Source organism: Clostridium rectalis, from assembly GCF_900626095.1.
Lineage (GTDB): Bacteria > Bacillota > Clostridia > Clostridiales > Clostridiaceae > Clostridium_AS > Clostridium_AS rectalis.
In genome coordinates this window covers 20,035-33,014 of sequence record NZ_UYZZ01000010.1, presented here as the reverse complement: position 1 = coordinate 33,014, position 12,980 = coordinate 20,035, and the positions used below count along the sequence as shown (strand labels likewise).

The window sequence follows — 12,980 nt, the reverse complement described above, 5'->3', positions numbered from 1 at the left end:
AGTTCATACATTGTTTAAAAAATATATACACTTATTTTACACTATTATTTTATATTTATCAACTTCTTTATATTTGAAATAGTTTGATAACTAACCTCTTCTGGATTTATTTCCTTTATTTCTGCTATCTTTTCTATAATATATTCTATATACTCTGACCTATTTCTCTTTCCTCTATAAGGTACAGGCGCCATGTAAGGACAATCCGTTTCAACAAGCATTCTATCTAATGGTACTTCTTTGGCTACATCAACTATTTTTTTTGCATTTTTAAAAGTTACAACACCAGTAAACCCTATGTAATATCCTAGATTAAGACATTGCCTAGCAAATTCTATACTGCCAGAAAAACAATGCACAACCCCTATAACTTGTGGAAACATCTTTAGTATGTCTAATGTATCTTTATGAGCATCTCTATCATGTATTATTACTGGTAGATTTAAATCCCTAGCTAATTCCATTTGATTTATAAATGCACTCCTTTGTACCTCTTTAGGAGGATTTTCCTCATAGTAGTAATCTAACCCTATTTCACCAATAGCTCTAACTTTTTCACTTTTAGCTAGTTGTCTTATTTTTAATATATTTTCATTATTAACTGTATATGCATATTCAGGGTGAATTCCCACTGCAGCATAGAAAAAATCATTTTTTTCAGCAAGTTTAACTGATTCTATAGCTCCCTGTAAAGATGCACCACAATTTAATACTCCTAATATATCATTATGTTTTAATTCTTTTATAACCTTATTTCTATCCTCATCAAAAGATGAGTCATCATAGTGTGCATGTGAATCGAATATTTTCATTTTAGTCTTTATACCCCTTTACTTTATATATTTTATAAATTATACCATACTTAAATAACTTTTATACAAAATAAAAACATAAATAAAATCTATAAAATATAATTTTAATTAAAAAGAGATTGTATTTATAAATTACAATCTCTTTTATTAATACAATTTCAGTCTTTTGTATAAATATTTATCTTACTATACTTCCTGTTGGAAGCTCCTCTGGAACATCAATAACAAATAGTTTGCTATCATCATTTGTGGCCCCAGCTAAAATCATTCCTTGTGAAACTTCTCCTCTTAATTTTACAGGTTTTAAATTAGCCACAAGTATTATATTTTTTCCGATTAATTCTTCAGGTTTATAAAATTTAGAAATTCCAGATACCACCTGCCTTATTTCTCCACCTAAATTTACTTTTAATTTTAATAACTTTTTAGCACCCTTTACTGCTTCACACTCTAAAACCTTTGCCACCCTTAAATCTAACTTCTCAAATTCATCGATAGTTATTTCTTCCTTTAAAGGCTCCATCTCCTGCTCTTTTCTATTAGCTTTCATTTGTTGTTCCCTTAACTCATTTAATTCTTGTATTTTTTTATCTATATCTATCCTTGGAAATATAGCCTCTCCTTTTGATATTTTAGTTCCTGCTTTAGTTCCATCAAAAGATGCAATGCTATCCCAAGTAGTAATATCTGCATTTATTTGAATATTTATTTTTTTACTAGTTTCCGGTAAAAATGAGGATATAAGAACTGAAACTATTCTCAACGTTTCTGCTAGATTATAAAGTACTGTTCCTAACCTATGCTTCTTACTTTCATCTTTTGCTAAAATCCAAGGTGTTGTCTCATCTATATATTTATTAGCTCTTCCTATTAGAGTCCAAATCTCGTCCAAGGCCTCTGGAATTTTTAAATTATTAATATGTGATTCTACTCTTTTATGTGAATTTATAGCCATATTAATTAAATCATTATCTATCTCTTCCTTTTCCACTGGAGACGGCATTGTTTTATCAAAATATTTTTCAATCATTGCAGTTGTTCTTGATAAAAGATTACCTAAGTCATTTGCTAAATCTGAATTAATCTTCTTAATAAATATTTCATTATTAAAGATTCCATCTGCACCAAAAGGTATTTCTCTTAATAAATAATATCTTACAGCATCTGTTCCAAAATGGTTCACAAGAACAACAGGGTCTACAACATTGCCCTTTGATTTTGACATTTTACCTCCGTCAACTAGTAACCATCCATGACCAAACACTTGTTTAGGAAGTGGTATTCCTAGTGCCATTAACATAATAGGCCAATATATAGTATGGAATCTTAAAATGTCTTTTCCCACTAAATGTACATCTGCTGGCCAATATCTCTTTAACAAATCATCATTGTCACTATTATAACCTAAAGCAGTTATATAATTTGCTAAAGCGTCAATCCATACGTATATAACATGATTTTCGTCAAATGTTACAGGAATTCCCCAATTAAACGATGTTCTGGATATGCAAAGATCTTGGAGACCTGGTTTTAAAAAATTATTTATCATTTCATTTTTTCTTGATTCTGGCTGTATAAAGTTGGGATGTTCTTCTATATGCTGTATAAGTTTATCTGCATATTTTGACATTTTAAAAAAGTATGCCTCTTCTTTAGCTTTTTCTACTTCTCTCCCACAATCTGGGCATTTCCCACCTATAAGCTGTGTATCTGTCCAAAATGATTCACATGGAGTACAATATTTACCCTCATATTCACTTTTATAAATATCACCTTGATCATACAACTGTTTAAATATTTTTTGCACTGAATCCACATGATAATCATCTGTAGTTCTTATAAACTTATCATAACTTACGTTCATAAGTTTCCATAAATCTTTAATACCTGCTACTATTTCATCTACATATGCTTTTGGGGTAATTCCCTTAGCTTCTGCCAATCTTTGAATTTTTTGACCATGCTCGTCTGTTCCTGTTAAAAACATTACATCATATCCCGTAAGTCTTTTAAATCTAGCTAATGCATCAGCCGCTATTGTAGTATATGTATTTCCTATATGCAATTTAGCTGATGGATAATAAATAGGTGTAGTAATATAATAAGTTTTCTTTTCCATGAAAATCCCTCCCTTTATTTTACTTGGAATTTTAATAATATAAAAAGTCTCTATACAACTTAGTTGTATAGAGACGTAAATTCAACGTGTTACCACTCTAATTTGCTTCATTTTTACAAATAAAACCTCCGTAAGTGACTAATAATCACCTTGCAATATAACGGTTGCTACCGTATTATCCTACTATAATTTCAAATAATATGCTCAAGGGCCATTTTCATAAACCTCACTACTACCGGCTTTCACCTATCCCGGCTCTCTTTATAGTAACTACATTCACTACTCTTCCTATCATTGCATTTCAAGCATAATGATAATATATTATTTTTTATATGTCAACTACTTTATCTTTGTAACATTCCCTTATCGTCTTTTAAATATTCAAATTTTTTTAAAACTACAACTTTAATTTTTCAAACATAGTCTTTATACTTTTTAAATCTTTCCAAAATAAGATTTTTTTGCTCTCATCCCTAAAAAGTGCCGCTGGATGAAAAGTCGCTGTTATATAACACCCCTTTCTTTCCACCCACTTCCCTCTATCCCTGGTTATCCTCCACTCCTTACCTAGTATACATTTCATGGAAGTGGCACCTAAACATACTATGATTTTAGGCTTTATTAAAGCTACTTGATTTCTTAAATAAGGAATACAAGTCATCATCTCATCCTCATAAGGAGTTCTATTATTTTTAGGTCTACATTTACATACATTACATATATAATAATCTCTCTCCCTTTGTAAATCTAATGCCGTAAGTCCTTTTGTTAGCAACTTACCTGCTCTTCCCACAAAAGGCCTTCCAATCCTATCCTCATCTGCACCAGGTGCTTCCCCTATAAACATAATTTTTGCCTTTAACGCCCCTTCCCCAAATACCATATGGGTCCTACCTTTACTTAAATTGCATTTAGTGCAACTTAGACATTCCATATAAAGCTCTTTCCACTTAAACATTATTGTCACCCCAAACTAAAATAGTGTATTATAGTATTGATATTTTTATTTTACTCTATTTTTTATACTTTTCCCAACGAAAGTATATATAAAACCATTAGGAAAGGTGGGGGGTATATGCCTAACAAAAGTGTTATAAAAAATGTTCTCTCATTAGCTCTACCAGCTGTAGGTGAGATGATTTTATATATGATGGTATGGGTATTTGATACTATGATGGTAGGCAAATATGGGGGACAGACTGCAGTAAGCACTGTAGGATTAAGTTCTGAAATAATGTATACATTCGTAAATGTATTTATATCTGTTGGTATATCTGTTGGTACCGTTTCTTTAGTTTCTAGAAAACTTGGGGGAAATGATGAAGACTCTGCAAAGGAATACGCTTCTATTGGAGTATTATTGGGTATAACTTTAGCCTTAATAATATCATTAGTAGCTTTTATATTTTCACCAAAAATTTTATACTACGCAGGAGCAAGAGATAATGTATTAATTCAAGGGATTATATATATGCGAATAACTTCCTTGGGTCTTTTTTTCAATATGATAATGAATGTTTTAAATTCTATACTTAGAGGCTCAAAGGATACTAAAACCCCTTTAATTGCCTCCGCTATTGTAAATATAATTAATATATTTTTAGATTGGACGTTAATATTTGGGAAATTTGGTTTACCTGAACTAGGAATAAGAGGTGCCGCTATAGCAACAGCATCTGCACATATAAGCGGGTTTTTATTCATACTCATATATACAATAAAATATTCAAAAATAAAACCTAATATAAAATATCTATTAAACTTAAATCGCACTAGATTTAAGGAAATTATAAAACTTTCAGTACCATCTTCACTGCAACAAGGTGCCTTTGATTTAATAAGATTATTAGGAACTATTTTTATAATGTATTTAGGACAAATAGCTTTTGCTGCAAACCAAATAACCACAACAATTGAATCCATATCCTTCATGCCTGGTTGGGGCTTTGCAGTAGCAGCCACCACTTTAGTTGGCCATAAAATAGGAGAAAAAGATATTAATGGTGCAAAAGAATACGCCTATACTTGTACAATTATAGGAACATTTTTAATGTCTCTTTGCTCTATTATGTTCCTATTATTCCCTAAGATTTTAATATCATTATTTATAACTAAAAATGAACTCCAAGTAATATCTTTAGGTTCTACATGTCTTATGATTGCAGCCATAGAACAACCAGTTATGGGAATATCCATGATATTAGGCGGCTCTTTAAAAGGTATTGGTGACACAAAAACTCCATTTATAATATCTTTTATATCAAGTTGGCTTATTAGGTTCCCTCTTATGATTTATTTTATATATATATTAAAATCCTCTGTAACTTATATATGGTGGATTACAGCAATTCAATGGATGTTTGAAGGAATAACTATGTTTATTGTATTTAAAAAGAAGTTTAAAAAACTTTCTATACAATTAAATTTAAAAAATTAAATTGAACTTATAAAAGCTGTTAATACATTAACAGCTTTTATATTTATTATTAATATAATATAAAGTTTACTACTATAACAGCCATTATAATAGCTGTTAGATCTGCCAATATAGCTGCCCATAAAGTATGACGAATCTTTTTTATACCAACTGATCCAAAATAAACTGTAAGTGTATAAAATATTGTTTCCGTAGATCCCATTATAGTTGAAGCAACTCTTCCAATATAGCTATCTGCACCATATTGATTTATTATATCTGTAAATACACCAAGAGCTCCACTTCCAGATAGCGGTTTTACTAAAACTAGAGGGACAACCTCCCCAGGTAATCCTATATACTTAACTACCGGATTTATAAAACCTATTAAATAATCTAAAATTTTTGATTCCCTAAGAATAGACACTGCAAGTATCATCGCTAGCAAACACGGAAATATTTTAAAGCAAATACTTACCCCTTCTTTAGCTCCTTCTATAAAACATTCATACACCTTAACTTTATTAATCATTCCATATACAATAGTAAACATTATTATTATTGGTATTATTATATTGGTAAAATCCATTTTATCCTCCTTTAAAAATAATTTTGTAATACTTTACAGCAAATAATTCCAACTATAGCCGCTATTGCCGTGCTTATAATAGCAGTAACTATTATCTCACCTGGGTTTGAGGAACCTGCAGCTGCTCTTATGGAAATCACAGTTGTTGGTACAAATTGAATACATGCAGCATTTATAACTAAGAATAGCGCCATATCATTACTAGCGGTATCCTTTTCTTTATTTAATCTTTGCAAATTCTCCATGGCCTTTATACCAAATGGTGTTGCTGCATTTGATAATCCCATCATGTTTGCTGTTATATTCATAACCATGGTTCCTAAAGCTTCTTCATCCTTTCCCGCATCTTTAAATATAAATTTTAAAATAGGCTCTAATAATTTCGCTATTTTATCCGTTAATCCGCTTTTTTCAGCAACCTTCATAATACCACACCACAAACTCATTACTCCTAGTAATTTAATTGTTAAATCTACAGTAGAATTAGCCGAAGAAATTATTACCTTAGATATAATTTCACCTCTACCTGTAATAATACCAACCAGTATCCCGGATACTAAAATAATAAACCATATGTAATTTATCATTACTTTCTATACCCTCCCTAAATTATTTGCTGCCTATATTAATGTATATGTCCATATTTATCACTGTATTGCAATTAATTTTTAATAGTGCTACCATGTATATTGTATTCTTATAAATTAAGGACTGGAGGATCTATATGACTGTCAAAGACATAATGAAATATATAGAAAGTGAATATAATATAATAACAAATACTCCTTGTGAAATGTGTGGAGGTAATTATCTAGCAGAAAACTTACAGGTAAATTTAATAAATGATATGCCATTTGATGTGTGCAGTTGTATTTGCTCCCATTGTGGACATGAAAAAGCATTTGAGTTCTACGCTCCTTTTATTGATGAAAAAAATAATAAAAAGTTCAAAAAAAATTTGAACTAAAATAAAAGCATATAGTAACTTCTATATGCTTTTATTTTATCATTTTATATATATTGGTACCTCAAAAATTAGTGTAGGTTTTTTACATTTATCTAATAATGCTTTAATATTATTTACTTGTTTATACGCCCATCCTATGTCTGTGGCATATTGATTCGAACCTGGCGTATAAGGATTCCATCTCATTTTATACAAAGTATCTCTTTTACAGCTTGGGTTATTTACATATCTATTCGCTATCCATTTTGACCCACCTATAATAGCAGCTTCAGGAGTAAACCACTTTTGACTATATGCGTATTCTGATCCAAACTTTTCCGCATTAGAATCAAATGCCTGAATACCATACATATTGTACGCAATTTTTTTCCCTTCGGCTCCATTTACCTCTATACCATTTGCCAACTTAGATTTCCCGTTTCCAGTCTCATGTAACGCATGTGATACTAAATATACTGGATTTATATTATTTTCTTTAGCTCCTTGCAAAAATGCTTTCCCTTTGTTTTCTAATATACCCTTACCTTTTAAAATATTATTTAAATCATCTACAGTAATACTATCATCTACATAATTTAGTTTTAAAAACATATATTTAGCGCTATCGTCAAGGAAATTACTTGGATTTAAGTAATATTTTATTTGATTACCACTTGCACCAACCCAAGAAGTAGGTCCCTCGTCTGTTACAGATACAGATGGACTATTTTGTTTTGTAATTGTATCTTTTAAAGTATAATCATAGTTAGTATTTTTAATTCCGCTATTATTACTACTAGCTATACATCTAAAATAATCTATATAATAATTATCATAATCTGTATTTTCATCTTTTCTACTTCCAAATACTCCTGCTCTTTTTACATATACTAATACTTTATATTTTTCTCCTTTTGTACCAGCATCAAAATACTTTTTAGTGGTTATTCTCCCATTTTCAGCATAAGTATATCCACTTGTTATCTCCTCATATGCAGAAAATTTATCTCCACCATATAAGTATTTACTAATATATATTCTATATTTTACCTTTGGATTATTTGAGGTCAAATAAAATGTCTGATACTCATTTGTACAAATAGGTTCTTTCTCCATTTTCATTTGAGTAATTTTAGGTACATCCTCATAATTAGATGAATCAGAATATTTATTAGTTACGGTAAACATCATTTTCACAGATTGTCCTAAATTTTTACCTCCTAAAGATTTTACTCTATTACTTATATTAAGATAATAATTTTTACTAGGTAAATATCCCTCAACCTTAGGAGTAACCTTTATAGTTTTAGTATCTTCTCCTAATCTTATGTAACAATTTATTACATTTCCGTTTTCCTCTGTAACAGTTATATTATTATTATTCACTGTATTTTTATCTAAACTTAAATTAAATTTAATAGACCATTCCTTATCCTGAGATATGTTAGTCTTCGGTTGAAATTTTTTAAAAGTTTCCTCTGCTGCATAAGCACTGCTTGTCCCAAATAAAACTAATGAACATAATATAAATGTAATTATCTTACTAAACCATTCTTTCAATTTTATACCCCCTATCTAGTTATTCTATAATAATCATTATATAGAATATTTTACAATTTTACTATAAAAATAGACAATTAAAACTAAAATACCTTTAAATATATACCTGAACAAAATAAATTGGTAATGATATAATATTATCTGTTAAGAATAATGGCTTAGATGTATAAAGTCATAAAGATTGTAGTTAAAGGAAGGTATTTGATATTTATGAAAAAAGACTTATCATTAACTGAAATAAGAATCAATAAATTTATAAGTGAAAAAGGAATTTGCTCTAGACGAGAAGCAGATAAATTAATATCACAAGGAAGGGTAACTATAAATGGTAAAATAGCAGAAATGGGTTCTAAAGTTACACCAAACGATAATGTAAAACTTGATGATAAATCTATAGGATTAAAACCAAGGTCAATATATTTAGCCTTAAATAAACCCGTTGGCATAACTTGTACTACAGAAAAAAAGATTCCCGGAAATATAGTGGATTTTATTAACCATACCCAAAGAATATTTCCTATAGGTAGGCTAGATAAAGACTCAGAGGGGCTTATTTTTTTAACTAATGACGGAGATATCGTAAATAAAATTTTAAGGGCTGGAAATAACCATGAAAAGGAATATATAGTTACTGTAAATAAACCCATAAATAGATTTTTTTTAGATTCAATGTCATCAGGAGTAAGAATATTAGATACTATAACAAACCCATGTAAAGTTTATAAAGAATCCACCTATGTATTTAGGATAATTTTAACTCAAGGTTTAAATAGACAAATAAGAAGAATGTGTGAAACATTGGGTTACACAGTATTAAAATTAAAAAGGGTTAGAATAATGAACGTGACTTTGTCTAATCTGCCTACAGGGAGATGGAGATATCTAACTTGCAAAGAATTGCATATAATAAATAATTTAGTAAAAGACTCAGTAAAAACAGAGGATGCTTCAAAATAAAGCAGGCAAATGCCTGCTTTTTATTACTTCTTTCTTTTTTCTGATTTTATAGCTTTTATTATAAAAAAAACTAACCCCCCGTATAGTAGTACAGTTCCAAATAAAAGCATTAAAATTGATCCTATCTCCAGTGCTTTCACCCCATTTTTATAATTAAAATTCTTCTACTCCCATCTTTAATACATTTTCATCCGGCCATGGTCTTTTACTTAAATAAAAACCTATTATGAATATACCTATTGCTATAGTAAAGCCAAATACTATAATGGAGCTTATAGGATATCCCCCATATGGAGATTTAAATTCATTATATATATTATCAACAGTCATATACCCTAATAATATAGGCGTTATATATTTTATTAAAATATCCCACCATACTCCTATTTTAAAATCAGAATACTTGTTTAACTCAGGTCTCATTTTTTCCGCTTTATATACGTATCCCAATACTATACATTCTACTAGACCTATTAGTGCTATTCCGTAATTTGATACAAAATGATCTACTATATCTAATAAATATACTCCAGATGATGTAGAGAAAACCAAACTAACTAAAAATCCTAATAAACAAATTCTTTTTATTAGAATTTCTCTATCTATTTCATATTTATCCAAAACGGATGATGCAAAAGATTCTACCATAGATATACTAGAAGATATTCCTGCTATAATTAAACAGAAAAAAAACATGCCTCCAAAAATTGATTTAATAATAGGACCTCCAGGCATTAAATTTATAGCATTGGGAAATGCAACAAATGCTATCCCAGGTCCAGCTGTTACAATTTTATCAAAAGGCAACTTAGATGTATAGGATACATAACCTAATATACTAAACACACATAATCCAGCCACAAAATCAAAACTTGCATTAGAAAATACAGTTATACAGGCGTTATTAACTATATCAGATTCCTTAGGCAAATAACTAGCATATGCAGTCATAACCCCTACGGCTAAAGTTGTGGAGAAAAACACCTGTGCATAAGCTGCTATCCATACTTTCCCACTTAATATCTTACTAAAATTAGGTTTTAAAAACCAATTAAGCCCCTCAAAAGCACCTGGCAATGTTAATCCTCTTATAGTCATAAGAATCATAAGTACACCTAAAGTTGGAGTTATAAATTTGCAAGTCTTTTCAATGCCGCCGGATATGCCTTTTTTAGTTATATAATAATTTAAAAACCAAACCAGCATAACAGCTATGGCTATATGCCACTGAACAGCTACAAAATTCCATGGTCCATTGCTTACATTTAAAAACTTCATACTAAAAAATTTATCTGGATTCTCTCCCCAAATAGGTTTAAATGCATATACAAAATAATTTATCGCCCATGCTATTACAACAGAGTAAAAAGTTACAACTATTAATGGAATCATTACAGGCCACCACCCTAACCATTCCCATTTTCTCCCTAGCTTTGCATAAGCTAAGGTATTAGCTCCTTTCATTTTACTGCCAAATCCGAACTCTAAAATCATAAGTGGTATACCAGCAGTAATTAAGGCTATAAAATATGGGAGAAGAAATGCTCCCCCTCCGTTTTCATATGCCATGAAAGGAAATCTCCATAAATTACCTAGTCCTACTGCAGCTCCTACAGTTGCCATTACAAAACCAAATCTTGAACCCCATTGATCTCTATTTCTTTTCTTCATAAATTTCCCCCTTATATATACTTTATACAAATAATCCATTAATAATAACTAGCTTTACTGTAAATATTACTTTTAAATTATATACTATTTAATAGGTTTTAATCTAGTTATAAAATAATGTGAAAAAATATGGATGTTATAAAACAATATTATTTTATAACATCCATATTTAAAGTTATAATAATTTCAATTTTTATTTGTGAGCAATAATTTCTACCTCTACTAAAGCATCTTTTGGAAGCTTAGCAACTTGTACACATGAACGAGCTGGGAAATCCCCTTTAAAGTATTCACCATATATACTATTTACCTTAGCAAAGTCGTCCATATTTGTTATGAATACTGTGGTTTTTATAACATTGTCAAATGTCATTTCTTGTGATTCTAATATGTTCTTCACATTTTTCATTGATTGATGTGTCTGAGCTATAATAGGATCCTCACCTGTAACTAATTGTCCTGTCTTAGGATCTATAGGAATTTGTCCTGATGCAAATAAAAAATCTCCAATCACTATTCCCTGTGAATATGGTCCTATAGCCTTCGGTGCTAAATCAGTACTTACTATCTTCTTCATATATGGCACTTCCTCTCAATTTATATTTTATGATTTATTGGTATCTATATTTAATAAGACCTATAAATCAAATGTGTAAATGTTTCCTTTAATATTATTTTCCTATAATTATATCATTCTATAATCCAATAAAAACTCCTTCTATAAAAAATTTTAATTATTAAAATAATCTTACTTTACTGATTTTTTCTTAAATAAATATTAAATTTGTAGTATTTTAATACTATAAGGTATAAAATAACTTATAGTATTAAAATATTTTGCAAATTCCTACTATATTTTACACAGAGGAGAATAAAAATGAATTTTTTCAAGTCACTATATGAAAAAGAATTTATAAAAAAACTTTTAATGTTCATATTCCTGCTCCTGATATTTTTTCTATTAAAAGATTTTTTTAATCTAATATTACTTACATTTCTTTTTACTTATTTAGTGTACAGTCTGCAAAATTTTATTATAAAAAATGTAAGCTCTTTTTACAATATTAATGAGAAATTGATAACTATAATATTATACATTATTTTACTAATGATATTTCTATTATTTATCTTTAAATATGTACCTATAATAATAAATCAATGTATAGATATAATTAATCAACTATCTGAATTCAAGCTAGATTCTATAGATTTTAGACTTCAAAAATACTTAACCCCTATAATAAATCAGATAAACATGCACGGTACACTAAAAGAAAGTACAAATTTTTTAATAAAATTTGCTGCAAATATAGGTAAATGGGGATTTGATATTATAGTTGCATTCATATTAAGTATATTTTTTATGTTAGAAAAAAAAGACATCAGCCTTTTTCTTAAAAGATTTGAGCACAGTAAAATTAATGGGCTTTATACCTATGCAAAATATTTTGGGGTAAATTTTTTAAATTCTTTTGGCAAGGTAATTCAAGCTCAAATTTTAATAGCAATTACAAATACTATATTATCTATTATTACATTAAGCATAATGAAATTTCCTCAATTATTAGGTCTTGGATTAATGATATTTTTATTAAGTTTAATTCCTGTTGCTGGTACTATTATATCTTTAATCCCACTTTCCATAATTGCATTTAATATAGGAGGCTTTTCAAAAGTTATATATATAATTATAATGATAATTTTGTTACATTCATTAGAAAGTTATGTGTTAAATCCTAAATTTATGTCCGCTAAAACCAATCTCCCAGTATTTATAGTATTCTTAATTTTGATTGTATCAGAACATTTTATGGGAGTATGGGGATTATTAATAGGTATTCCTCTCTTTATTTTTATATTAGATATTTTAAATGTAGATAATGAATAAAAAAGTGCCTCCAATGGCACTT

General features: G+C 29.0%; 13 protein-coding genes and 1 other annotated feature. Of the genes, 4 read left to right on the top strand and 9 right to left on the bottom strand.

The window, feature by feature from the left end; genetic code table 11:
- Positions 1-44: 44 nt before the first annotated feature.
- From EJL03_RS13905 to EJL03_RS13895, 3 genes are all read right to left on the bottom strand, one after another.
- Entirely contained in the window at positions 45-812 is a 768-nt protein-coding gene (locus EJL03_RS13905) for a TatD family hydrolase (protein WP_125154579.1), read from the bottom strand.
- 178 nt (positions 813-990) lie between these two features.
- The gene (gene metG, locus EJL03_RS13900) at positions 991-2,931 is read right to left on the bottom strand and encodes a methionine--tRNA ligase (protein ID WP_125154578.1); all 1,941 of its coding nucleotides are present in this window, start codon (positions 2,929-2,931) and stop codon (positions 991-993) included.
- Between the two features lie 66 nt (positions 2,932-2,997).
- Positions 2,998-3,235, bottom strand: a binding site (T-box leader).
- Between the two features lie 93 nt (positions 3,236-3,328).
- Positions 3,329-3,889 carry a uracil-DNA glycosylase gene (locus EJL03_RS13895; protein ID WP_125154577.1) on the bottom strand — a complete coding sequence of 187 codons (561 nt, stop codon included), beginning with the start codon at positions 3,887-3,889 and terminating at the stop codon, positions 3,329-3,331.
- A gap of 117 nt (positions 3,890-4,006) precedes the next feature.
- On the opposite strand from EJL03_RS13895, the gene EJL03_RS13890 reads away from it, so the two are divergent.
- A complete protein-coding gene (locus tag EJL03_RS13890) occupies positions 4,007-5,368 on the top strand; it encodes an MATE family efflux transporter (protein ID WP_125154576.1) in 1,362 nt (453 codons plus the stop codon).
- 49 nt (positions 5,369-5,417) lie between these two features.
- On the opposite strand, the gene EJL03_RS13885 is transcribed toward EJL03_RS13890, so the two are convergent.
- Together EJL03_RS13885 and EJL03_RS13880 are read right to left on the bottom strand one after the other, a co-directional pair.
- Positions 5,418-5,936: a spore maturation protein gene (locus tag EJL03_RS13885; RefSeq protein ID WP_125154575.1), complete on the bottom strand. Its 519-nt coding sequence runs from the start codon at positions 5,934-5,936 to the stop codon at positions 5,418-5,420.
- Between the two features lie 11 nt (positions 5,937-5,947).
- Positions 5,948-6,523: a nucleoside recognition domain-containing protein gene (locus EJL03_RS13880; RefSeq protein ID WP_125154574.1), complete on the bottom strand. Its 576-nt coding sequence runs from the start codon at positions 6,521-6,523 to the stop codon at positions 5,948-5,950.
- A 137-nt stretch (positions 6,524-6,660) separates the two neighbouring features.
- On the opposite strand from EJL03_RS13880, the gene EJL03_RS13875 reads away from it, so the two are divergent.
- Complete coding sequence (locus EJL03_RS13875) at positions 6,661-6,903, top strand: metal-binding protein (RefSeq protein ID WP_125154573.1); 243 nt, start codon at positions 6,661-6,663, stop codon at positions 6,901-6,903.
- 39 nt (positions 6,904-6,942) lie between these two features.
- Here the strand turns inward: EJL03_RS13875 and EJL03_RS13870 are convergent, their stop codons facing one another.
- Positions 6,943-8,442 carry an N-acetylglucosaminidase gene (locus EJL03_RS13870; RefSeq protein ID WP_125154572.1) on the bottom strand — a complete coding sequence of 500 codons (1,500 nt, stop codon included), beginning with the start codon at positions 8,440-8,442 and terminating at the stop codon, positions 6,943-6,945.
- A 210-nt stretch (positions 8,443-8,652) separates the two neighbouring features.
- Between EJL03_RS13870 and rluF the strand changes: the two genes are divergently transcribed.
- Complete coding sequence (rluF, locus tag EJL03_RS13865) at positions 8,653-9,399, top strand: 23S rRNA pseudouridine(2604) synthase RluF (protein WP_125154571.1); 747 nt, start codon at positions 8,653-8,655, stop codon at positions 9,397-9,399.
- A 23-nt stretch (positions 9,400-9,422) separates the two neighbouring features.
- Here rluF and EJL03_RS16850 read toward each other — a convergent pair whose 3' ends face one another.
- From EJL03_RS16850 to EJL03_RS13850, 3 genes are all read right to left on the bottom strand, one after another.
- Complete coding sequence (locus EJL03_RS16850) at positions 9,423-9,539, bottom strand: MetS family NSS transporter small subunit (RefSeq protein ID WP_125154570.1); 117 nt, start codon at positions 9,537-9,539, stop codon at positions 9,423-9,425.
- 13 nt (positions 9,540-9,552) lie between these two features.
- Positions 9,553-11,070, bottom strand: coding sequence for a sodium-dependent transporter (locus tag EJL03_RS13855; RefSeq protein ID WP_164509105.1), 1,518 nt, complete (start codon positions 11,068-11,070; stop codon positions 9,553-9,555).
- A 193-nt stretch (positions 11,071-11,263) separates the two neighbouring features.
- Complete coding sequence (locus EJL03_RS13850; protein WP_125154568.1) at positions 11,264-11,647, bottom strand: RidA family protein; 384 nt, start codon at positions 11,645-11,647, stop codon at positions 11,264-11,266.
- Positions 11,648-11,947: 300 nt separating this feature from the next.
- On the opposite strand from EJL03_RS13850, the gene EJL03_RS13845 reads away from it, so the two are divergent.
- Positions 11,948-12,958, top strand: a complete 1,011-nt coding sequence (locus EJL03_RS13845; protein ID WP_125154567.1) for an AI-2E family transporter — start codon at positions 11,948-11,950, stop codon at positions 12,956-12,958.
- Positions 12,959-12,980 lie beyond the last annotated feature (22 nt).

Coding starts and splice junctions, on each gene's coding strand:
- EJL03_RS13905 (WP_125154579.1), bottom strand. CDS start 812: ATGAAAATATTCGATTCACATGCACACTATGATGACTCATCTTTTGAT.
- metG (WP_125154578.1), bottom strand. CDS start 2,931: ATGGAAAAGAAAACTTATTATATTACTACACCTATTTATTATCCATCA.
- EJL03_RS13895 (WP_125154577.1), bottom strand. CDS start 3,889: ATGTTTAAGTGGAAAGAGCTTTATATGGAATGTCTAAGTTGCACTAAA.
- EJL03_RS13890 (WP_125154576.1), top strand. CDS start 4,007: ATGCCTAACAAAAGTGTTATAAAAAATGTTCTCTCATTAGCTCTACCA.
- EJL03_RS13885 (WP_125154575.1), bottom strand. CDS start 5,936: ATGGATTTTACCAATATAATAATACCAATAATAATAATGTTTACTATT.
- EJL03_RS13880 (WP_125154574.1), bottom strand. CDS start 6,523: ATGATAAATTACATATGGTTTATTATTTTAGTATCCGGGATACTGGTT.
- EJL03_RS13875 (WP_125154573.1), top strand. CDS start 6,661: ATGACTGTCAAAGACATAATGAAATATATAGAAAGTGAATATAATATA.
- rluF (WP_125154571.1), top strand. CDS start 8,653: ATGAAAAAAGACTTATCATTAACTGAAATAAGAATCAATAAATTTATA.
- EJL03_RS13855 (WP_164509105.1), bottom strand. CDS start 11,070: ATGAAGAAAAGAAATAGAGATCAATGGGGTTCAAGATTTGGTTTTGTA.
- EJL03_RS13850 (WP_125154568.1), bottom strand. CDS start 11,647: ATGAAGAAGATAGTAAGTACTGATTTAGCACCGAAGGCTATAGGACCA.
- EJL03_RS13845 (WP_125154567.1), top strand. CDS start 11,948: ATGAATTTTTTCAAGTCACTATATGAAAAAGAATTTATAAAAAAACTT.